The organism is Aquimarina ulvae (assembly GCF_053613295.3).
Map to the genome: position 1 here is coordinate 110,944 of NZ_JBSIBP030000006.1, position 22,305 is coordinate 133,248.

General features: G+C 35.0%; 19 protein-coding genes. 7 read left to right on the forward strand and 12 right to left on the reverse strand.

What is annotated here, in order from left to right; genetic code table 11:
• Positions 1-11: 11 nt before the first annotated feature.
• Positions 12-3,737: a T9SS type B sorting domain-containing protein gene (locus tag ACWGOQ_RS14325; RefSeq protein WP_452058941.1), complete on the reverse strand. Its 3,726-nt coding sequence runs from the start codon at positions 3,735-3,737 to the stop codon at positions 12-14.
• A gap of 215 nt (positions 3,738-3,952) precedes the next feature.
• Positions 3,953-5,485, reverse strand: coding sequence for a T9SS type B sorting domain-containing protein (locus tag ACWGOQ_RS14330; protein WP_452058940.1), 1,533 nt, complete (start codon positions 5,483-5,485; stop codon positions 3,953-3,955).
• Between the two features lie 350 nt (positions 5,486-5,835).
• Here ACWGOQ_RS14330 and folE point away from each other — a divergent pair, with 350 nt between their 5' ends.
• The 4 genes from folE to lgt all read left to right on the forward strand — a co-directional run bounded on the left by folE (position 5,836) and on the right by lgt (position 9,368).
• Positions 5,836-6,513, forward strand: a complete 678-nt coding sequence (folE, locus tag ACWGOQ_RS14335; protein ID WP_452058939.1) for a GTP cyclohydrolase I FolE — start codon at positions 5,836-5,838, stop codon at positions 6,511-6,513.
• 40 nt (positions 6,514-6,553) lie between these two features.
• On the forward strand, positions 6,554-8,050 hold the full coding sequence (gene cysS, locus ACWGOQ_RS14340) for a cysteine--tRNA ligase (protein WP_452058938.1): 1,497 nt from the start codon (positions 6,554-6,556) through the stop codon (positions 8,048-8,050).
• Between the two features lie 9 nt (positions 8,051-8,059).
• Entirely contained in the window at positions 8,060-8,323 is a 264-nt protein-coding gene (yidD, locus tag ACWGOQ_RS14345) for a membrane protein insertion efficiency factor YidD (RefSeq protein WP_452058937.1), read from the forward strand.
• A gap of 94 nt (positions 8,324-8,417) precedes the next feature.
• Positions 8,418-9,368 (forward strand): prolipoprotein diacylglyceryl transferase, encoded by a 951-nt coding sequence (gene lgt, locus ACWGOQ_RS14350; protein ID WP_452058936.1) that lies wholly within the window; start codon positions 8,418-8,420, stop codon positions 9,366-9,368.
• Positions 9,369-9,442: 74 nt separating this feature from the next.
• Here the strand turns inward: lgt and prfA are convergent, their stop codons facing one another.
• Entirely contained in the window at positions 9,443-10,519 is a 1,077-nt protein-coding gene (prfA, locus tag ACWGOQ_RS14355) for a peptide chain release factor 1 (RefSeq protein WP_452058935.1), read from the reverse strand.
• Positions 10,520-10,640: 121 nt separating this feature from the next.
• Here prfA and ACWGOQ_RS14360 point away from each other — a divergent pair, with 121 nt between their 5' ends.
• Positions 10,641-11,012: a hypothetical protein gene (locus ACWGOQ_RS14360; RefSeq protein ID WP_458202826.1), complete on the forward strand. Its 372-nt coding sequence runs from the start codon at positions 10,641-10,643 to the stop codon at positions 11,010-11,012.
• A 97-nt stretch (positions 11,013-11,109) separates the two neighbouring features.
• Complete coding sequence (locus tag ACWGOQ_RS14365; RefSeq protein ID WP_452058933.1) at positions 11,110-11,298, forward strand: hypothetical protein; 189 nt, start codon at positions 11,110-11,112, stop codon at positions 11,296-11,298.
• Positions 11,299-11,344: 46 nt separating this feature from the next.
• Here the strand turns inward: ACWGOQ_RS14365 and ACWGOQ_RS14370 are convergent, their stop codons facing one another.
• Positions 11,345-11,845 (reverse strand): DUF1648 domain-containing protein, encoded by a 501-nt coding sequence (locus ACWGOQ_RS14370; RefSeq protein ID WP_452058932.1) that lies wholly within the window; start codon positions 11,843-11,845, stop codon positions 11,345-11,347.
• 49 nt (positions 11,846-11,894) lie between these two features.
• Between ACWGOQ_RS14370 and ACWGOQ_RS14375 the strand changes: the two genes are divergently transcribed.
• The gene (locus ACWGOQ_RS14375; RefSeq protein ID WP_452058931.1) at positions 11,895-12,383 is read left to right on the forward strand and encodes a peptide-methionine (S)-S-oxide reductase; all 489 of its coding nucleotides are present in this window, start codon (positions 11,895-11,897) and stop codon (positions 12,381-12,383) included.
• Positions 12,384-12,416: 33 nt separating this feature from the next.
• On the opposite strand, the gene ACWGOQ_RS14380 is transcribed toward ACWGOQ_RS14375, so the two are convergent.
• From ACWGOQ_RS14380 to ACWGOQ_RS14415, 8 genes are all read right to left on the reverse strand, one after another.
• Entirely contained in the window at positions 12,417-13,598 is a 1,182-nt protein-coding gene (locus ACWGOQ_RS14380) for an AIR synthase related protein (protein WP_452058930.1), read from the reverse strand.
• Between the two features lie 77 nt (positions 13,599-13,675).
• On the reverse strand, positions 13,676-15,166 hold the full coding sequence (locus ACWGOQ_RS14385; RefSeq protein WP_452058929.1) for a carboxypeptidase regulatory-like domain-containing protein: 1,491 nt from the start codon (positions 15,164-15,166) through the stop codon (positions 13,676-13,678).
• Positions 15,167-15,179: 13 nt separating this feature from the next.
• Positions 15,180-16,655, reverse strand: coding sequence for a CsgG/HfaB family protein (locus ACWGOQ_RS14390; RefSeq protein ID WP_452058928.1), 1,476 nt, complete (start codon positions 16,653-16,655; stop codon positions 15,180-15,182).
• Between the two features lie 6 nt (positions 16,656-16,661).
• The gene (locus ACWGOQ_RS14395) at positions 16,662-17,069 is read right to left on the reverse strand and encodes a curli production assembly/transport component CsgF (RefSeq protein ID WP_452058927.1); all 408 of its coding nucleotides are present in this window, start codon (positions 17,067-17,069) and stop codon (positions 16,662-16,664) included.
• A gap of 18 nt (positions 17,070-17,087) precedes the next feature.
• On the reverse strand, positions 17,088-17,807 hold the full coding sequence (locus ACWGOQ_RS14400) for a CsgE family curli-type amyloid fiber assembly protein (protein ID WP_452058926.1): 720 nt from the start codon (positions 17,805-17,807) through the stop codon (positions 17,088-17,090).
• 21 nt (positions 17,808-17,828) lie between these two features.
• On the reverse strand, positions 17,829-18,344 hold the full coding sequence (locus ACWGOQ_RS14405) for a hypothetical protein (RefSeq protein ID WP_452058925.1): 516 nt from the start codon (positions 18,342-18,344) through the stop codon (positions 17,829-17,831).
• 83 nt (positions 18,345-18,427) lie between these two features.
• A complete protein-coding gene (locus tag ACWGOQ_RS14410) occupies positions 18,428-19,618 on the reverse strand; it encodes a hypothetical protein (RefSeq protein ID WP_452058924.1) in 1,191 nt (396 codons plus the stop codon).
• Positions 19,619-19,949: 331 nt separating this feature from the next.
• Entirely contained in the window at positions 19,950-22,136 is a 2,187-nt protein-coding gene (locus tag ACWGOQ_RS14415) for a glutamine synthetase III family protein (protein WP_452058923.1), read from the reverse strand.
• Positions 22,137-22,305: the final 169 nt, after the last annotated feature.

Here is a 22,305-nt window from a genome sequence, read left to right on the forward strand (position 1 = left end):
TTTTATTTCATCTATCGTATCAATGAAAAACTACCATTAAATTCTTTAAACGAACCATTTTCAGTATACCGAACCTTAAACCAGTACTCACTGGACGGTAGTAGATTTCCGTTATAGGTTCCATCCCACTCGCCAAGTGTTCCTAAATCCTTAAGCAGTTTCCCGAATCGATTAAAAATCAGAACTCCATTAATCTGCACAGTATCATTTCCTGTTATTCCCCAAGTCTCATGAAAACCGTCTCCATTAGGCGTAAAATATCTTGGATAATCAACTATAAATTCTACTGGTAATTCAATCTCTGCACACATATTTACGTCCCTAACATATATCATATGTTCTCCTCTGAAAACTCTCATAAACACTGGAGAATTTTGCCAATCACCGTTATCTAATCGATATTCATACTCGCCTATGGTATCACTGCTTACTATCACCTGAATGGTAGCATTATCAGAAAAAGCTCCAGAAAGCAATTCTACTGTAAAATCTTCCGGTTGCGGTGGATATGATTCTATAACTGTTGCTATTGCGGATGACACACAAGTAGTTTGAACATTAGTTACCAAAACGGTATATTGACCAGAAGCAGCGGGATCATAAGCAGCCCCTGTTTCACCAGGAATTTCATTTTCCGCAGAAGCGGAACCTCCTGAATACCATTGAAATGTATACACGCTCTCATTTAAACCGGTATCTATAGCATCTGTTGGTGCCACATTAATAATAGTGCCGTCATTCTCCAAACAAAGAACGTATTCTTCTTCTAGCGTAAAATCAGGCAAATCATTAACTTCCAATTGAACAGCTATTACTCTAAAACAATCATTATCATTTTCTAAAGGATCTAAACGAACATAAACCGTTTGACTAAAAGGCTGCATATTTTGATAGGAAGAAGGAGATACTATTATATTTGTATTCCCTAACGTCGCATCCTGCATTACTGTATAGTAGGTAATATTATAATCAGAAAAATCTAAATCATTTGATAGATCTCCATCGTTTAAATTAAGAATATCTTGTAAAGCTACAGAAAGGTCAAATATACCAATACCTTCCTGATTTAACTCACAGGTTTCTAACGGACCTGGAGTCAAATTAAAATTATCATATAATAGTGTCTCTAATTGAAGTATAACATTTGAAAAACAACCATTGTCAGTATCCCTTCCAACTACGATGATATCTCTAACCAATATTGTACTGGTATACATTGTAGGGTCAGGAATAGGGTTATCCATGTCCAGATCGTCCTGAGATTCATAATACACCAGCGTAATATTGGTATTATTACTAATAATCTGACCTTCTCTTACCGTTAAATCATATACCGTATTAACTTGATCACTACACAACCTAATTGGATCTGGATCCGCCAATTCTGGATTTGGAAGTACTTGTAGTTCAAAAGAAATAGTAGACCTAAAACACTCGTTGACCTCTCCAATACCATTGTTATTCCTATCAAATTGGGTGCGAACCCATATAGTTTGCGGATTCGTTTCATTTACGAATGATCCAACGATAGCCCCAGTATTATCAATAGCTTCCTGTGCTGTTCTATGGTAGCTTATTAATAAGGTTTCCATCTGAGACCCGGTAACCTCGATATCTTTCTCTGTTAAATCAAAAGTAGCTTGATTAGGATCATCACTACATAATACGAAGTCAGTTACTGTATTCTCTAGAGGTAATGGATCTACTGATAACTGTATATGTTCGCCTAAACCTAAACATTCATTATCTGTACCATCATCTACCCTGATATATAAATTTTGAACAAATGGGGAAGTATCATTTCTATGATTAGAAGGATCAGCAATAGGATTTTGTTCGGCGAGCGCATCTGATAAATTTTCATAATATGTAACTGCCAAATTTTGGCCTGGAGGATACAATGCCTCTACCTGATTTGTGGCATCACTAAAATCAAAAGTTGAAATTCCATTGGTATCATCACCATCGATATCAGCATTATCACAAACTCTATAAGTAAGGTTAAAATTTGCAGGAATCTGGGTTGTGGACACCACTAAATCAATCTGGGCGGTTTTAAAACAGCCTTCACCCGTTTCTACTCTCGAAAAAACGGTACTACTCACCGGAGTTGGATTAGGATACGTCGTAAAATCTATGATTTGATTTACTGAATCTTCATTGATAGCTGCAGCCTCCGTAAGATAATATGTAAAAACCTCGTTTACAGAATTTGTAGAAATTAACGTGTTTGCCTCTGATAAATTAAATAAAGAAACACCATCCGTGTCATCATCACATTGTAACAATGAAACTATTGGTGACACAACTGGAAGAGGATTAACTACGAGCTGAAAATTAGTAGTTTCATAGCAACTTTGCTCCAATGCATTCTCTATTCTCACAAAAATAGTTTGCGGATTGCTGATATTTGAATAATTATTAGATAGCTCCGTTCCTGAAACTCCAGCATCTGCTTCTGCTTGAGATTCGTATAAAGTAACCAAAAAATCAGCAGTATTCTGCATACCTAACACTTGCGTCACAATATTAGAAAGGTCAAATTCTACAATACCATTGGTACCATTACCATCAAGATCATTATCACATAACACCAAGTCAATCGGTGTATTTGCAATAGGATTCTGGTAAACCTTTAACACAAAAGTTGCTATCTCGAAACATACCTGATTGGTTCCGCCTATTCTGGCCCATATTGTTTGATTGGACATCGTATTAACAAAAGTATCGGGAATTTCAATACTATTATCACCCAAAGCTCCTGTATAATTCTGAGCATCTTCCTGAGTAACGTGGTAAGTAATAGTAAACTCAGTAGGATCTTGAGCCCCTAAAATAAGTAATGAATTTTGGGTAAGATCAAACGTTTCCAAACCATTATCATCATCATCACACGACGTTAAATCCACTGGAGGATTTGCAATAATTGGCGGAGTATAAAAAGTAATTACTACCTCATCCACTTCGGTATTACCATCTATATCCTCTATTAATAATTGATAACGTCCTGTAGTAGTCACAATATATGTAGGATCGATTTCACCTGGGATCACATCAAACATCATGGTCGTTTCATTATAAACAGACCATTCATATCGTACAGCTCCGTCTGATGTTCCATCCAAAATCACAGGATCAGATCCACAAATATCCTGATTAGGCCCAAGGGCTGCCTCTAATATCGAACAGTCGGTAGAACCAGTACCTCCTATTTGTTGAAAGCTTATAAAACCTGATTGTTCAGAAAAATTAGTAATTAAAACTAAATAAAACTCACCTGCCGTTGCAGCAGGAATATTCATGATTTCAACTGCATCGGGCAAATAACTGCAATCCACTGTATTAACTGCTGTTAATTGCGCTGTACATGGAGAAACCGGATCGGGAAAAGGACCATAACATATAAAATCCACATCTAATTGATTTCCTGTTCCATCTTCATTAGAAGATTGCGAAATACGAAAAGTTAAAGCTCCAGTATCATCTATCTGTAAATAATACCAAGCAGGGAAAGGTTGCGTGACCAAACAGCCATAGTTTGGCCCCAATTCTGAACCACTCACACAATTAGCATTCGAACTATTACAATTAGGAAAAACGATACCTGTAGTACTACAAAACGGGTCAGCACCATCATCTCCTACTATATCAGCACACACAGAACCCTGAGCTGCACTGAAATGTGTGTATATAAAAAAACATATAAATAATATGAATCCGGGTATATTCTTACTCATTGCTAATTTTTAAATCAATGTATGGAATTGCTATATTTACTAAAACTAAAAATACTTCCTCCTATAAAACAAATGTAAAGCAAGAAACCCTAAGAAGAATTGTTATTAAAAAGAAAAAAAATGAAAATAGAAGTATAACACAATAAATAAAGCGTCTACTAACCTTTGCATTACAGAAAAAAGAGAGAACCAATCCCACGTTTTAGAAATAGAAATTAACGGATCAAAGAAAAACTACCTGCAAACACTCTCCTTCCTCTATTTGGATCTCGATCGGCTTGTTCGTTAAACTCAACTCTAAACCAATATTGAGAAGAAGGCATTAAGTTTCCATTATATGTCCCATCCCATCCTGCTCCAGAAGGGTTAAGCTGTTTTAGTAATTTACCGTGTCTATCAAATATATAAATCAAAGCCGGAGTAGGCTGATCCTCTGGGTTAATTAAGTTCCACGTTTCGTGAAAACCATCTCCATTAGGCGTGAAATACTTAGGATATCCAAGAATCATGATATCTACTGATACCTGTTCATTAACCGGACAATTAGCATATCTAGCAACAATCCTGTAATCACCGGGCGGAATTCCTTCAAAAACCGGTGATGTCTGATAAGCTCTATATTCTGTAAATATGCCATCCATATTCACATCTCGATCCAATCGATATTCAAAATTGGTAAACCCTTCGGCTTCAACAATTGGATCTGTAGTAACTTCTGCAGTAAGTGTATAACTCCCTGCAAACGATTCTTCTGCAATAGTATAATCTACCTGAAACGCAATTTGAGAAACATCTAAAACTGATACCTGATCTGGAGAATCTGGGACCTCTACACCATTGGCATCAAAACCTCTAAGTCTATATATACCATTAGAATTCACTTGATCGTAAAAAGGAAAAGTAGCTCCTGGAATGTCTACAAAATTTGTGTCCCCTAAGTCGGCACGTGACCACTGAAACGTTTCTGCAGCAGGAACAGCAGGAGGACCAGTACTTGCAGGAAACCTACCTTCTATTGTTAATGGAAATTCTCCACAAGTAGCGATTCTATCTTGAGGAATTCCCGGTTCTAAAACGCTGCAATCTGTAGTACCCGAACCTTCTTCACCTAAATTTGTTTGTTCTAATTGTAGTACACCCAACTCGTCGGCAAAATTAGTGATCAATACGATATAAAACTCTCCTGTTTGTGCATTAGGAATTGTAAAAGTTTCTATGAAGTTATCATCCGATGTTCTTGCATAACTACAATCCACGATATTTGTATTGTCCTCATCATTAATGTAAAAATCAGGTTCATCAGCATTATTTGCACATTCCGCTGGACGTATGTTCTCACCATCTCCATTGAGATCACAGCCCCGAGATAATTGATCTTCACAATCAATAATAAAAGATGTTTGAAATGGGCCCCAAGCAATAAAATCGACATCTAACTGTCTTTCATTACGATCCAAACGATTATCTCCATCCACATCAACCCATTGTTTGATATCAAAAACCAGTTCACCAGATTCATCAATGAGTAAGAAATACCAAGAAGGGTTTGGAGTCGTATTTAAACATCCTACTTCTCCCAACCCATCAATATCACCGATTGTATTAGGAAAAGTTAATTCTAGGGAAGCATCAGAACAAAAGGGTTGGGCATTTCTACAAGCCACATCAAAGTCCTGAGCGTTTATTACTGCACTATTAAATAAACACAGCAAAAACATTAATAAGATTTGAGGTAGTAATTTTATCATGTATATTATAACGTAGGTTAATTCATTTTCTTATGTAGGAATTAAATTTACAAATTTTAAAATACAGTACTTCTATCATAATCATATTATTTATAATTGTTAACATAGCTTTGGATAAGTAAAAAGACAAAATCGTATCTTTGCAGCCCGTTTATGGTGGATTTTATATAAACCCAGAGTATTATTTGATTTTATTAATAATTCTCAACCAGTATATCGAGGAAAATTAAAGAAAGAATTAGTTAAGATCATACCGCTTTAGTAAAGTGTCATTTTAATCTAAAAAAACATATTCTGGAAAGATTTTTTTATAATTCTTTTATATTATATAATACTAAAATTTTGAACTTGTGAAGATAGACAAGGCAATTGAAGCTATTGAAGCGCTAGGTGATAATCATGTAGCTACTAGCGCAACCACTCCACTGAGAGAAGATGCGTTTAAACTAAGTGATAAAGAAAAAATTGCATTGATCAAAGATGATGTCAAGCATATTATGGAAACGTTGGGGTTAGATCTTAAAGATGATAGCCTGAAAGGTACTCCACAAAGAGTGGCAAAGATGTTTGTGAACGAGATTTTCTCAGGATTACATCCTCAAAGAAAGCCAGATGCATCTACCTTTGAAAATCACTATAAATATGGTGAAATGCTGGTTGAAAAAAACATCACAGTATATTCTACTTGCGAGCACCATCTTTTGCCAATTGTGGGTCGTGCTCACGTTGCTTACATCTCTAACGGAACTGTTGTAGGGTTATCCAAGATGAATCGGATTGTTGATTATTATGCAAAACGCCCACAGGTTCAGGAACGTTTAACGATGCAAATTGTTCAGGATCTTCAGGTAGTTTTAAACACTAAAGATGTTGCCTGTGTCATCGATGCTAAACATTTATGCGTCAATTCTAGAGGTATTAGAGATATAGAAAGCAGTACGGTAACTAGCGAATTTGGTGGTAAATTTAAAGAGGAAGCAGTACGAAGAGAATTTTTAGACTATATCAAACTAGATACTACTTTTTAATTTTATCTTTAACCAATAATCACAAGTATTTATTAAAATTATGGCAGTAGCTCCGTTGTACAAAACTAAGGAACTAAAGATTTACAATTCCATTTCAGGCAAAAAAGAAGTATTCACTCCTATTACAGAAGGTAGTATCGGTATGTATGTATGTGGTCCAACTGTATATAGTAATGTACATTTAGGAAATTGCCGTACGTTTATTTCTTTTGACCTGGTTTATCGATATCTTAAACATTTGGGCTATAAAGTACGATATGTGCGTAATATAACTGATGCCGGACACTTAGAAAATGATTCGGATGAAGGAGAAGATAAGGTTTCTAAAAAAGCACGATTAGAGCAATTGGAACCTATGGAAATTGTACAACGGTACACCTTAGACTTCCATAATATTTTGGCAAAATTTAATAATATTCCGCCAAGCATAGAACCCACAGCCACTGGTCATATTGTAGAACAAATCGAAATTATTAAAACTATTATCGACAATGGTTTTGCTTACGTAGCAAATGGCTCTGTATATTTTGATGTAAAAAAATTTAACGAGACTAATAATTACGGAAAATTAAGCGGTCGTAATCTAGAAGATATGATTGCTAACACAAGAGAACTTACTGCTCAGAGTGACAAAAAGAACCCTCAGGATTTTGCTTTATGGAAAAAAGCAGAACCAGAACATATTATGCGCTGGCCCTCTCCCTGGAGTGATGGTTTTCCTGGTTGGCATTTAGAATGTACCGTAATGAGCACAAAATATCTTGGTGAACAATTTGATATTCACGGCGGCGGAATGGATCTCAAATTTCCACATCACGAATGTGAAATTGCTCAAGGTGAAGCAGCTTGTGGTGTGACACCAGTAAACTACTGGATGCATGCTAATATGCTCACTCTTGATGGCAAGAAGATGTCTAAATCCACCGGCAATATACTCTCACCTGCCGAAATATTTAATGGAGAAAGCGACAAGTTACATAAAGCTTTTGCCCCTACTGTTGCTAGATTCTTTATGCTTCAGGCGCACTACCGTAGTGTTTTAGATTTTTCTAATGATGCGTTAGAGGCCTCAGAAAAAGGTTTCTTTAGATTAATGGAGTCTATGAAAACATTGGGACATCTTAAAACTGGCAAAACTACAGAAGGGCTTAACGTTCAAAACTGGATAAAGGAATGTTATGAAGCTATGAATGACGATTTTAACAGCCCGATCTTAATTGCTAAATTATTTGAAGCTGTAAAGTTTATCAATGCTGTTAAAGAAGATAAGGCTATCGTATCACAAGCTGATCACAAGTTGATTCAGAAAACCTTGAACGAGTTTATTTTTGACGTTTTAGGATTGACAAATATTAATGAAGCTTCTTCAGATATTAGCGATAAGCTTTCGGGTACCGTAGAACTATTAATTCATTTAAGAGCAGAGGCCAGAGCAAATAAAGACTTTGCTACGAGTGATAAGATCAGAGATGAGTTGCAAGAGATGGGTATCCAGCTTAAAGATGGACGCGAAGGTACCAGCTTTACACTTAATTAATAATTCATTTTGGCTTCGAAGTTTACCTGGAAAAAGATTTTGATCGCACCTTTTATAGGAATAGTGAAATTGTATCAAAACTTAATTTCACCTTTAACACCTGCTACGTGCCGTTACCAACCCACATGTTCGCACTACGCTATAGAGGCATTCCAAAAACATGGATTAGTAAATGGAGGTAAACTTGCAGTAAAACGTATTTTTAGTTGTCATCCTTGGGGAGGTAGTGGATATGATCCAGTTCCAGAACCGAACAAAAAAAAAGAAGGTTAACGCATCCAAATACTATATAGACTCATTATGAGACCAATTATAATTTCGAGTTCAATTAAATACCTATATTTACCCCAGAAAAATAGATTCCCATATGATATTCTCTAAAATAGTTTGGAATCCTATCGAAGGATTCGATCTCGGTTTTTTTGTAATTCGTTTTTATAGCTTAATGTTTGTAGTTGCATTCTCATTAGGCTGGTATTTGATGAAAAATATATATGTCCGAGAAAAAATCTCTATGGAGAAATTGGATTCTGTATTTATTTATGCTGTGATTGGTACCCTATTAGGAGCCAGATTAGGTCATGTCTTCTTCTACGATTGGGATTATTATAGAAATAATTTATTGGAAATTATACTTCCTTTTAGATTCAATCCTGAGTTTGAGTTTATTGGTTTCAGAGGATTAGCAAGTCATGGAGCTGCTATAGCATTTACTATTGCTATGTATTATTATTCTAAAAACGTTCTGAAGAAACATCCTTTATGGGTCATGGATAGAGTTACTATTCCTGCCGCTGTAGGAGGAATTTTTGTGAGATTGGGGAACTTTTTTAATTCAGAAATTATAGGAGAACCTTCTGGTGATTCGGCTTTTGGGGTAAAGTTTATAAGAGACGCTTTAAGCAAAGCTGAAGTAGTAAGAGAAACCGGAATTAATAATATAAATGATGCATATGCTGCTGTGGTAAACAACCCAAAATTCTCTACGATACTGGAAGCTATTCCATATCGTCACCCTGCCCAGCTATACGAAGCTTTTGGATATATCTTTGTTTCACTCATACTTTGGTTATTATACTGGAAAACAGATAAAAGAAATAATCGCGGATTCCTATTTGGGATGTATATGATGCTCATATTCATTGTACGCTTTATTGTAGAAAACGTTAAAAAGAGTCAAGGTGGTTTTGGAGATACTTTAGGAGATTCATTATCTACAGGTCAATGGCTTAGTATACCTTTTATTCTTATTGGACTTTATTTTGTAGTAAGAGCTAAAAAGATCGAAGAAGATCCTAAATCGTATACATTGAAATAATAAACTCTGTTAGAGTTCAAAAAAGAGGATAAATTTTTCAACTTATCCTCTTTTTGTTTTATCATATTTTTTATCTAAAAAACTTCATTAGATTCTTTCAACTTCTCTGTGTTTTCTACTAATTGGAGTTCATCAATGATTTTTTGAATATCTCCATTGATAATATTACTAAGATCATACAAAGTCAACCCTATACGGTGATCAGTTACCCGACCTTGCGGATAATTATACGTTCTAATTTTTGCCGACCTATCACCCGATGAAACCATACTTTTACGTTTCTCTGAATCAGCAGCCTGTTTTTTCTCTAATTCGATATCATATAAACGAGAGCGAAGTACCTTTAATGCTTTCTCTAAGTTTTTATGAGATGATTTCTGATCTTGGCAACTTACGATCATACCTGTTGGTTCGTGATGTAGTTTAATCGCAGAATACGTAGTATTTACCGATTGCCCTCCGGGACCGGTAGAAGTGGTTCTTTCGATTCGTACCTCAGTCATATCTAATTCTACATCGAACTCTTCGGCTTCGGGCAACACCATTACGGTTGCTGCACTGGTATGTACTCTACCTTGTGTTTCTGTTTGTGGAACACGTTGTACACGATGGACTCCTGCCTCAAACTTCATGGTTCCATAAGCATCTTCCCCATTAACCTCAAATATAATTTCTTTATAACCACCACTGGTTCCTTCACTAAGGTCCACCACGCTGGTACTCCACCCTTTACCTTCACAATATTTAGTATACATTCTAAACAAATCTCCAGCAAAAATACTAGCCTCATCACCACCTGTCCCTGCACGAATTTCTACAACACAGTTTTTAGCATCTTCAGGATCCTTAGGCACGAGCATATATCGAATCTTCTCTTCTAACGCAGGCAACTCTTCCTTAACTTCCTCTAGCTGCATTTTAGCCATCTCCACCATTTCGGCATCACTACCATCAGAAATAATCTCCTCTGCTTCCTTCTTATTATCTGTCAATTCAATATAACGCTCTCTCTCATCCATTAATGCTTTGAGATCTTTATACTCTTTATTCAGTTGTATATACCTTTTTTGATCTGCAATAATGTCCGGTTGAATGATTAAATCATTAACCTCATCAAATCGTTGCTTTACAATATTTAATTTATCAATCATAGTTCTATCTATCCTCTGCGTGGAATTTACAAAAGTACGCTTTTTTATGAAAAGGACATATTGCCTTCTAACATTCTCATACAGAAAAATACATCAAAAAGTTGTATTTTTACAATTATTAATGTCAACTACCAATTCTACATATAACATTAAACTGATTTTAAATTGGTTCATTACACTTCTGCTTTTTTTGGGTATTGGAGGCTATACCAAATATACCCAACCGATTTCTTGTAAAGAAAGTATTGAACTAGTTATTTCTGAAGCTAAGAGTTACACCAGCAGTATCTCTTTTTCGGAAGCAACATATGCAAAACGAGGCTTCAACAATCTTACAAGCTTTGCACAATTATCAAAATATCATAGCCATATCTATCGTTTAAAATATGAAAGATTTGACAACAAGATTGCTTTAGCATCTATTTCTCGTAAAAGATTACGTTCCAGAGACAGTATCTACACCACCGATGAAGATCCCTTCCATTTTGGATAATATTATTATTTCCGGCTTTCTAGCCAATTCTTAAAAAGTATTTTAACACTGCTATTATAGTCAATAGTGGTTTTTACTATTTCCAAAATGAAAAAAAATGAAAAAAATTCTGAGACGTATTGTCTTACTATTGTTCATCGTTATGGTTGCCATGATTCCTGTACCAATTTTCTTTCATAAGAAAAAAGGAAAATTTAATGATGACAATACTATTGAGCTTGTAGAAACGGCAGAAGAAGATACAGAAACCAAAACCGTTAAGTTTAATGATCAACTAAGATCATAATTATATCATTAACTTATATATTGTGATTTAATTGAAGTGTCTGTGATTAATTTTTCGGACTCTTTTTAGATTTTAGAATATAATAAATAATCGTACTGAAGATAATCCCTATAAAAACCGGTATAAACCAACTCCCTAAGCCTTCGGACTTATTTATAGCTACTCGAATGGATTGATATAAAACATAAACAAAGGACCAGATAATAATCAGGTTTAACATCCTGATTAATCTGGTAGCATCCTTATAAATCTGAAATGCATTCTCTCCTGATATTTTTGTAGGATAATTAAAGGCATGCGGAAACTTATTTAAAACATATAGACTAATACCAAGCATCCAACCAATTGCAGGAAGTATCCAGATCATTGATTTTTTACTATAATCATCAGGTCGACCCTTTATATTAAAATGAGTGGGAACTATCTCTGGTAAGTCGTTAAAATAAAAAATGGGTATTAACACCATTACTCCTAGACCCAACCCAGTCAATACCTCTAATACAATATCTAAAACCTCTTTCTTAACTTTGATTATTGGATTTTTCATAATATACTCTAAGGTAATAAATTATAATTATTTACGATATATACATAACATGAGTACTATACGAATAGGTTTGGGCGGTGGATGCCATTGGTGTACTGAGGCAGTGTTTCAATCTCTAAAAGGGGTACTAACTGTTGAACAGGGTTATATTTCTAGTATTGGAAAAAACAACACGTTCTCTGAAGCAGTTATTGTGACATATACTTCTAATAAAATTGATTTAAAAGATCTTATTGAAATCCATTTACACACTCATAAAAGCACTTCAGAACATAGTTTTAGAGAAAAATATCGGAGTGCAATCTACTATTTTGATGAGAATCAAAAACCGATTATTAAAACTTATCTTGATATACTGAACGAGGATTTTGATAATAAGATAATCACACAGGTTTTACAATTTGACAAATTCAAATCGTCAAGAAATGAACTTTTACATTATTATCAGACAAATCCTGAAAAACCATTTTGCAAACGATATATAAATCCAAAATTGGATTTACTTAGAAATAAATTTGGCAAAAAAGTAAACTTATAGAAACCAATCTACAATTTATGGCAGCAGTATTCGCTAGTTGTAGGTATATGTTCCAAATTCGCTATGAATAGTAAGTTTCTTTTCATCGGCACTTTCAACATGCCCTACAATTTTGGCATCTACCTCAAAACTTTTAGAAATAGAAATAATCTCTTCTGCAGTCTCTGGAGAAACGTATAGCTCCATGCGATGCCCCATATTAAACACCTGATACATCTCTTTCCAATCGGTGCCAGAGTTTTCCTGAATCAGCTGAAACAAAGGAGGTACCGTAAACAAATTATCCTTAATAACATGTAAATTATCGATAAAATGCAAAATCTTGGTTTGCGCTCCACCACTGCAGTGCACCATTCCATGAATCTGCTGACTATCAAACTTAGATAGCACCTTTTTAATGATGGGTGCATAAGTTCGTGTTGGTGATAACACCAGTTTTCCTGCATTGATAGGAGCGTTCTGCACCTCATCGGTTAGGTTGGTTTTTCCGGAGTACACCAAATCCGATGGCACAGCAGCATCAAAACTTTCTGGGTATTTTTCTGCAAGAATTTTATGGAAAACATCGTGACGTGCAGAAGTTAAACCGTTACTACCCATACCTCCGTTATACTCTTTTTCGTAAGCAGCTTGTCCAAAAGACGCCAAACCAACTATAACATCTCCTTCTTTTATATTAGCATTATCAATAACTTTATTACGTTTCATACGAGCCGTAACAGTAGAATCTACAATAATAGTCCTTACTAAGTCTCCTACATCTGCAGTTTCGCCACCAGTAGAGTGAATGGTAACTCCAAAACTTTTTAGTTCTTCTAGCAATTCTTCTGTACCGTTAATAATTGCAGAAATTACTTCTCCAGGAATCAAGTTCTTATTTCTTCCGATGGTAGATGATAACATAATATTATCCGTTGCTCCAACACATAATAAATCATCGATATTCATGATGAGAGCATCTTGAGCTATCCCTTTCCATACAGAAAGGTCTCCTGTTTCCTTCCAATACATATATGCTAAAGAAGATTTAGTACCAGCTCCATCAGCGTGCATAATCAAACAATAATCTTGATCACCTGTAAGGTGATCCGGAACTATTTTACAGAATGCTTTAGGAAAAAGACCTTTATCTATATTTTTTATAGCACTATGAACATCTTCTTTTGATGCCGAAACTCCACGCTGAGCGTAGCGTTTGCTTACTTCTTGACTCATTATTATTGTATTATGCAGATCGTGAAGCGCAAAGATAGTTGAAATTCTGAATTCAGAATTCTGAATTCAGAATTATATTATTCCCAGTCTACCATCGAAGCATTCTCAATAAGATTCGCTCTATTAGCAATCTCAACAATTGACATAGTTTGAATATTCTTTTGTGATATACCATCGTTAGAAGTATTTACAAAAATGACAGCAGCTTCATTTGGGGAGAAACGTGCATCCAAGTCATTAGTACCTGCAGGTTTCTCTATAGAAATATCTAAACTCGAGCTATCACTAAAGCTATGTATAAACAAATGCGAATCTAATTGTCTGTAGTCGCTGCTTTCAAAGCCCGAAACGTCTTGGCAATATAGCAACTTAGTTCCATCAACAGAGAGGTTTATACTTCCGGCAGCTCCAGAAATACCTGACAATACTGTTTCAAGAACCAAACCTAATTCATTAATTGTGAAAATTTCCACTTCATATCCGTCCAAATTATTCGTTTTCAGCACGATAACGTTATTCGTATCATTTGTATCAACTTCTGAAATCAAATTTCCATTGGTGGTTTGATACACTAAAGAAAGTCCGCTTCCATCGGCTTGAATACTATATAACTTATCTTGATTAGGAAACAATAGTTTAGATCCATTATCAGACCACGAAAAATCGATCTCACCTAAGTTAAATCCGGCAACAGAAACCTGAGAAGTAACCTGTATCATTTGAGAACCATCTTCATTCATTGTAAACAAATGTGTTTGCGATCCAACAGATTGTAGAAAAGCAATTTTACCAATCCCAGCATTTCGTCTAGGTCTGAAACTATTTTTGGTTTCAGAAGTAAGTTGAATTTCGGTTCCACCTTGCTCATTCGCAGAATAAATAACACTATTACCATTTATAGATCTTGTATATACAATTCTATTGTTTGGAGGGCTCATTGTTTCAAAAGCAAAAATAGTACTGTTTACAGGGTCATTAATATCATCATTACTACTTACTTGCCAGAAATATTTCACTTTATAAGAGAGATTTGTGAGCGTATAAGTTGTATCAGTAATATTTCCAAAAAGTTCTACATCAGTGTTTTCATCATTACGTAATGTAACCGTATAGGTGAGCGTATCATCATCAGGATCAGATCCTGTCCAAACCAATCTCACCTCTAATGGCTGATCTACCGAATTGTCTATTGGCGAATCTAAAACGGCAGCATCGGGTGGTCTGTTACCTGCTGTTTCTATATCCATCTCAAATACAATTTCTAATTCTCTATCAGCAATTATGGATATTCCTTCAAACTGCGCTAACAATCCTTCTCGTTGAGCAGCAAGCGAATAATCCCCAGAAGGAATGTTCTCAATTAAATACTCTCCATTTACATCAGTAAAGACAGTACTTGTCGAGGGGTTTGTTGATATTTTCACATTCTCCAAAGGTTCATTGGTTCCAACGGCTACTACTCGGCCTTTTACCGCTCCTAAACCTTCTAAATCTATAGTATCCTCACTACAAGAAGCAATGGTTACTATGACCAAAAGTGTTAGTACTTTTATTAAATATTTTCTCATTTTTATCTGGGTTTTATCCTTTAGGAACATCACCGTTTTCGATTACTTTACGATTTCTTTTTTTTAACCTTCTAAGTTCTTTATCTTCTCTACGTTTTTGTTTGCGCAGTTCTTTATCCATTTTCAAAGGATTCTTAAAATACCAGTTAATTCCAAAAGAAAAATTAAAATACTGGTCATCTCTTTTACCCTGCGTAACCTTATCAAGTTTGTCTCCCAAAACGAGATTATGTGTTGCATTTAGTGAAACTCCAACGTGATCGGATACCAGGAACTCCATTCCCCCGCCGTATTGAAACTTAAAAAAAGTGCTATCAAAATCATCATTATTAACGGTTCCCATTCCCCCAAAAAAGAAAGGAGTCAATTTTTCGAAAGGTAAAAGTGTTAATTCTGCATTCACATCTATCGCATGAAATCCTTCAGAAAAGGCACCTTCATTTCTTAACTCAAATTTACTAAAACTTGCATTTGTATTTAAATAGGGGTTAAAATACCATTTCCCTCCTATTCTGACAGCGTATGATAAATCTGCATTATTATAATCACCACTTATTAACGCTAAACCTCCATTAGCAAAAATTGCTTTTTCTCCTCTTCTTTCCTTAAAATACCGTTCATAAAGTCCCGTGTTTTGAGCTTCATTTTTCTCCGCATTGTAATCAGCAACGAGTGTACTTATTTCTTCGGGGGCTGCTTTAGAACCCCACAATTTATCTTCAATACCTTCTATTATTAAAGCTTCTACTGCTTTTTCTATAGCTTCAGAAACGGCTATTTGACCAGGTTCATTCTTGGTAAAACCAGTTTCAGCTTCTAACAACCTACTAAACTTTACATATCTAAAGAAGCTGGCATCCAGCGCTTGCGATAGTATCGTTTTAGAAACATATACTGTTTTTAAAATTTTACCACTGGATGTAGACACTGCCCGAAGATACACTGTAATCCTATCTTGTCTGTATTGTGTAGAACCTCCAATCCCAAAATATCTTGCACCAAGTCCGCCGGTAATAATATTAGAATCGTAAGAAACAATACCTCCTTCCAGAATGATTCCTGCATATAATAATGGAGGCAGTTGCGGTTCATTAGAATTGTTATTTTTTCTATACTCTTTTCTCGTGGATCGTATAATGTTTCGCTCATTCAGGAGGTTGCTTAGGTTTTCTCTTTCTATAGGAACAAACCACTTAGAGTCCTCCAGAGCTTTTACTAAAATAGTTGTGGCACCTTGAGTAACTGCAGTGCTAAAAGTACTACCTGCTTCGGTAGGCTTATACTGACCTGTTTGATCTCTGAATTTGTATACACCAACTACTACTGGTTCTGTTGGTAAAGGAAAATCTCTTAATGTCTTGGTAAACTGAGTGTCTTCACCTATTCGTGCTTGCTCTATAGAGATTGGCTGATTAAAATAAGTGCCACATCCAGAGAACAATATTGTACAAGAAATTGCTAGAATTACTTGATAAAACTTGTTACGCATTAAAAATTAATTAGGAATTATTACTTGAGATTGATCGCCGGTACTGGTATCTAAGATATTGATTACCAATCCTTCACCTGATGGAAAAATCTCTATAAACAATGTTCCAAAACTAAAGGTACCTTCTGTAAGGCCTTCTTGTCCGAATTGTTCATTAAATAAAGTTCTTGATATCTGACTTAACAATTGATTGTTAAGACTTTCTGTAAATCTTTCGAGCTCTGATCTATCATCGGCGTTGGGATCACTTTCATCAGTAAAGGTGTTTTGGGATTCTGCTGAACTTAACAACCATTGATAATTAAAAGTATCGCCTCCAAAAGCGGGGTTTTTGGGCCTATATACTAAATCTTGCCCAAAATTAAATTGGTGCACAGAGAAAGCAAGTATCATAGCTATTATGATTGACTTCATTTGTATTTGAATAAGTAATTAATACTGAAAAATATCTTTCTTTTGTTTCTTTAAATCTTTAAAGTATTTATAAACTCTGCGTATCGAAACTTTAGACATTTGCTCTAAATATTCTATATCAGGTTTTCCAAGGAATTCATGGATGACTTTATCTTCTATTTTTACCTGAATAATCGTACTTCTGCCGAAACTTAGTGTTTCATATACTCCGACTATCTTAGAACCATTTATTCTATTTAAAGTATATGAATTATAAAAGAATTCGTAAAAATCTTTTCCTGGTTTTGTTTTGGTTTCTTCAACAACAATACCTTTGAGTTCTATACCATCATCCTCTTCAAGTATTTCTTCATTTTTTTTCTTAACTATCTCATTGAAGGCAATCCTGTCTTTGCCAACAATTGTTTCTTCTTCATAAATCAATAAAAGAATTACTATTTTATCACTTTCATCAATTCCTACAGTTGTTGTCGTTAGTTCTTTTTGTTCATTAGCTTCTAATGTAAACCTGCCTTCTTGATTGTTTTTTGATACGTTGTTATCGGTATTTGTCCTGAAAACCGAAAATGCATACCGTAAACTTTTATATATTTCTGTAGCATTTGTTGCTTCTGCACTTATGGAAACAATATCATCTATTCTTTCTGTTTTAATTTTGGCAATTATTTCAGTATTGGTAAACTGAGCATTTGAAAATTGAAAAACCAGTAAAAACGATATGACCAACTTACACTTCATACGGCAAAAAAATCAGATCATCTAAAAACTTCTAACAATAATCGTTCGATTGTTTCCAGTCATTGTAAACTTTAGATTCTTGGATAGTTCATTACTTCCAAATCGCTCAAAAGAAAGATTATTACCTTCTTGCATAAGTTCTAAACTTGTAGATATGTCAGGATTAAAAGAGAAATCAGTCACAATGTTATTAGTACCATTTTGAGTGATAATTTTTTCAATCTCTTTAGATGTTTCATCTATCTCTATTAAATTTCGTTCTCCATTTTGACTTAAACGAATGTCCGATGATTGTGCTACAATATTAGAAAACACCTGATTACCCGTGCCTATTTGCTGGATAAATACTGCATTATTACTAACCCTATTTTCTCTAGCAACCTGCACACTGGTATTATTCTGTAATTGATTTAGTGTGATAAATCGTTCTTGACTCTCTACCAATGATTCATCCTGATTCTCTCTATTTTGAGCATTAGAATTTCCACAAATAAAAAGACTACATACTATTAAACATAATGCGAAATATTTTTTCATTGGTACAAAGTATTAAATGTAGTAAAAGAGTTACACTAACTTTGCAGTTAGTATAACTCCTTCAAATATATTAAATTTATTTATTAAAGCTCTCCTCCAGAACCACTCTGTGTTACTACAGCAGCGTTTCCTGTTCCGCTTTGTAGGATGATACTACTATGAGATTCTCCCGTCTGCGTAACAAAAGTTGTGTTACCTGTTCCAAACTGAGTATCCTGTGCAAAGTTTGAGTCACCTAATTGGAATATATCACTTATATTACTAGCTCCATTCTGAGAAGAAACTGCCATGTTTTCATCACCAATTTGCCCTTGTAATACTAAGTTACCTTCTCCAAAAACACCAAAGTCACCTTCCTGTGATGCGGTAGCTACGTTACCGTTACCAGACTGGAATTGATCTGTAGCATTTTCTCCACCAAAAAAGGCTAAATTTTGAGTTGCAGAAGCTGAGTTTCCATCTCCAAGCTGAGTTTGTACAATAATATTATTATCTTCTTCGTGTTGTGCATACGCTTCATTCTCATCTCCAGATTGTAATTGGTCTACAATTCCACCTCTAGAGTCAAAGGAACTACTACCCTGAAGAGAAGTAGCTACGTTACCTCCTCCATTTTGTACTTGGATCAACAGGTTATCAGTTCCCCACTGCTCACCAGTACCAAGATTTGCTTCTCCTGTTTGTCTTTGGTCTGCTAGGTTAACATCTCCAACCTGTGCCATTGACGCAGTATTAAAAGAACCATCCTGAATAATTAAGCTAAAGTTTTCTTCACCACCTTGAGAAGTTGTAGCCGTGTTAGCATCACCAAACTGACCTTGACCAGCATAATTTAATGATCCGTCTCCAAAGAAACCAGCTCCTTCTTGAGAAATAGTAGCAGTATTACCGTTCCCTTCTTGAAGTTGCTCAGAAAGGTTATCCCCTCCAAAGTTTAGTAAATTCTGTGTAGAAGAAGCAGAATTCCCATTTCCTACTTGTACTTGATACACTTCATTTCGATCTTCCTCGTGTTGAGCAAAAGCCTCATTTTTATCTCCAGTTTGCATCTGAGTTACAATTCCGTTTCTAGAAGCAAATGCATCACTACCTTGAATAGTCACTGCATTGTTTCCCGCACCTAATTGTGTAGTTGTATTAGTGTTTGCTAAACCTACCTGTGTAATATCGGCTCCATTCATATCACCAGATTGATCAACGCTACTAACGTTTGACTGTGCAACCATCACTGACGCGCTTAATAAAGTTGCTAGACTAAAAATTACTTTTTTCATACGTAAAATATATTAAATTTGATTAATAATTCAATTCAGTTTTTAAACATTTTGGGGCGTATGGCAGAGTGATAGACGACTATATCTAACGATCTCTTTAAAAAAAATCTGGGGAAAGTGTTTAACTAAAAAATAAATCACCTATTAGTTGATGAGGTCAAATTTATGAAAACATTAAGGGTATTTTTGAATATTTTGTAAGATTTCGACAAAGTGCATTACGGAAAACCCATAAAAAAGGCATTCTCCTATGGATTTGTCAAGGGTTTAACAGAAATTAATTTTTTGTTAATAATAAAACAAAAAATATGCTTAGTCAGTGAATTCTTACCTATCTGGTAAATAAAAGCTCTCTATATTTAGTCAACGGCCATAATTCGTCATCAACTAACAACTCTAATTTATCACAGCTATATCGAATTTGATCAAACAACGGTTTTACCTTATTGCAATAATCAGCAGCTTTCTTTTCTAGGTTATTCAACTTATTAGCTTTTTTTCTTTCTGCTGTCATTTCATTAACCTTGGTGTTTATTTTACCGATATGTTCAGAAATTTCTTCAATAATCTCCATTTGTTCCTTTGCATATTTCTTAAAATCATTATCATAAAGATTTTTTAACCCAGAAACATTATTTATCAATGTATTTTGATATTTAATAGCTGTAGGTATGATATGATTCCTGGCAATATCACCCAATACTCTACCTTCAATCTGAATATGCATTACATATTCTTCAATTTCTATTTCGTATCTAGCTTCGGCTTCTACCTTATTCATGACCCCCATTCGCTCAAAAAGATCTAATGTTTTTTTAGAAACCTTTGCTTTTAGAGCTTCTGGTGTCGTTCTATTATTGCTTAAACCACGTTTTTTTGCTTCTTTCTCCCAAGCTTCACTGTATCCATTACCTTCAAAAAGAATGTTTTTAGATTTCTTGATATACTCTCTCAGAACATTAAAAATCGCTTCATCTTTTTTTAATTTTTTCGTTTCGATTAGTTTATCAACTTCTTTCTTAAATTGCACTAGTTGCTCTGCTACTATGGTGTTTAGTATGGTCATTGGATTTGCACAATTAGCTTTAGATCCGACCGCCCTAAACTCAAATTTATTACCCGTAAATGCAAATGGCGACGTCCTGTTTCGATCTGTATTATCCAATAGGATTTCTGGAATTTTACCAACAACATTAAGTTTAAGGTCCGTTTTTTCTTTTGGAGATAATTTTCCATCAGTTACTCCCTCGAGTTCTTTGAGCACTGATGTAAGTTGCGCTCCAATAAATACAGACATAATAGCAGGAGGTGCTTCATTAGCACCTAGTCTATGATCATTACTTGCAGAAGCAATTCCGGCTCTCATTAATTCTTCATGTTCATTAATCGCTTTGATTGTATTGATAAAAAATGTTAAAAATTGAAGATTACTCATAGGTGTTTTACCAGGCCCCAATAAATTCACGCCGGTATTGGTACTTAATGACCAATTGTTATGCTTTCCTGAACCATTTACACCTGCAAACGGCTTTTCGTGTAGCAATGCTTTTAAGTGATGTCTTGATGCCACTTTTTCCATAACATCCATAAGCAACGAATTATGATCTACAGCCAGATTTGTTTCTTCATAGATAGGTGCAAGTTCAAACTGATTAGGAGCTACTTCATTATGACGTGTTTTTACAGGGATTCCTAACAGCATACATTCTATCTCCAAATCTCTCATAAAAGCTAAAGCCCTGATCGGAATACTTCCAAAGTAATGATCATCCAACTGCTGACCTTTTGCCGAAGAATGCCCCAATAGGGTTCTGCCCGTCATCACCAAATCAGGACGGGATTCTACAAGTGCCCGATCAATTAAGAAATATTCCTGCTCCCATCCCAGAGATGCATTAACTTTTTTTACATTTTTATCAAAATATTTGGCAACAGCTGTTGCCGCATTATCAACTGCATGCAAAGCTCGCAATAAAGGAGTTTTATAATCCAAAGCTTCACCGGTATACGCTACAAAAACAGTAGGGATACACAAAGTTGTACCATAAATAAACGCTGGTGATGTAGGATCCCAAGCTGTATAACCTCTTGCTTCAAAAGTATTACGTATACCTCCGTTTGGAAAAGAAGAGGCATCCGGCTCTTGTTGTACCAATTGTCCACCTCCAAATTTCTCAATTCCCTGACCGTTCCCTATAGTTTCAAAAAAGGCATCATGCTTTTCTGCAGTTGCACCGGTAAGTGGCTGAAACCAATGCGTATAGTGTGTCACTCCTTTAGACAAAGACCAATCTTTCATAGCAGATGCAATTTGATCCGCAATTCGCCTATCTATCTTAGCACCATGATCAATCGCATCCATTACGCTGCTATATGCATCTTTTGTCAAATATTGAAGCATTGTGGTCTGATTGAATACATTTTCTCCAAATAAAACGGATCTCCGTTCTGTTTCTGTAATTACAATTGAACTACGATGTAATGTTTCTTTTAATGCTTGAAATCTGAGTGTTGACATAATTGCGTATTTTTTTTACAAATATAGAGTAAGTTTTTATTGTTGATATTAAAAAAATGATCTCATAAAATTAAAATAAAATCAAAATACCCTTCAAAAATATAGGGTGTTGATAAAAATTAATAAAAAAACCCGATTTGACCCCCTATTTTTTTTCCATTATCACAAA

Excerpts from the sequence above, each read along its gene's own strand:
- ACWGOQ_RS14325 (WP_452058941.1), bottom strand. The coding sequence starts at position 3,737 with ATGAGTAAGAATATACCCGGATTCATATTATTTATATGTTTTTTTATA.
- ACWGOQ_RS14330 (WP_452058940.1), bottom strand. The coding sequence starts at position 5,485 with ATGATAAAATTACTACCTCAAATCTTATTAATGTTTTTGCTGTGTTTA.
- cysS (WP_452058938.1), top strand. The coding sequence starts at position 6,554 with ATGGCAGTAGCTCCGTTGTACAAAACTAAGGAACTAAAGATTTACAAT.
- lgt (WP_452058936.1), top strand. The coding sequence starts at position 8,418 with ATGATATTCTCTAAAATAGTTTGGAATCCTATCGAAGGATTCGATCTC.
- prfA (WP_452058935.1), bottom strand. The coding sequence starts at position 10,519 with ATGATTGATAAATTAAATATTGTAAAGCAACGATTTGATGAGGTTAAT.
- ACWGOQ_RS14360 (WP_458202826.1), top strand. The coding sequence starts at position 10,641 with ATGTCAACTACCAATTCTACATATAACATTAAACTGATTTTAAATTGG.
- ACWGOQ_RS14365 (WP_452058933.1), top strand. The coding sequence starts at position 11,110 with ATGAAAAAAATTCTGAGACGTATTGTCTTACTATTGTTCATCGTTATG.
- ACWGOQ_RS14370 (WP_452058932.1), bottom strand. The coding sequence starts at position 11,845 with ATGAAAAATCCAATAATCAAAGTTAAGAAAGAGGTTTTAGATATTGTA.
- ACWGOQ_RS14375 (WP_452058931.1), top strand. The coding sequence starts at position 11,895 with ATGAGTACTATACGAATAGGTTTGGGCGGTGGATGCCATTGGTGTACT.
- ACWGOQ_RS14380 (WP_452058930.1), bottom strand. The coding sequence starts at position 13,598 with ATGAGTCAAGAAGTAAGCAAACGCTACGCTCAGCGTGGAGTTTCGGCA.
- ACWGOQ_RS14385 (WP_452058929.1), bottom strand. The coding sequence starts at position 15,166 with ATGAGAAAATATTTAATAAAAGTACTAACACTTTTGGTCATAGTAACC.
- ACWGOQ_RS14390 (WP_452058928.1), bottom strand. The coding sequence starts at position 16,655 with ATGCGTAACAAGTTTTATCAAGTAATTCTAGCAATTTCTTGTACAATA.
- ACWGOQ_RS14395 (WP_452058927.1), bottom strand. The coding sequence starts at position 17,069 with ATGAAGTCAATCATAATAGCTATGATACTTGCTTTCTCTGTGCACCAA.
- ACWGOQ_RS14400 (WP_452058926.1), bottom strand. The coding sequence starts at position 17,807 with ATGAAGTGTAAGTTGGTCATATCGTTTTTACTGGTTTTTCAATTTTCA.
- ACWGOQ_RS14405 (WP_452058925.1), bottom strand. The coding sequence starts at position 18,344 with ATGAAAAAATATTTCGCATTATGTTTAATAGTATGTAGTCTTTTTATT.
- ACWGOQ_RS14410 (WP_452058924.1), bottom strand. The coding sequence starts at position 19,618 with ATGAAAAAAGTAATTTTTAGTCTAGCAACTTTATTAAGCGCGTCAGTG.
- ACWGOQ_RS14415 (WP_452058923.1), bottom strand. The coding sequence starts at position 22,136 with ATGTCAACACTCAGATTTCAAGCATTAAAAGAAACATTACATCGTAGT.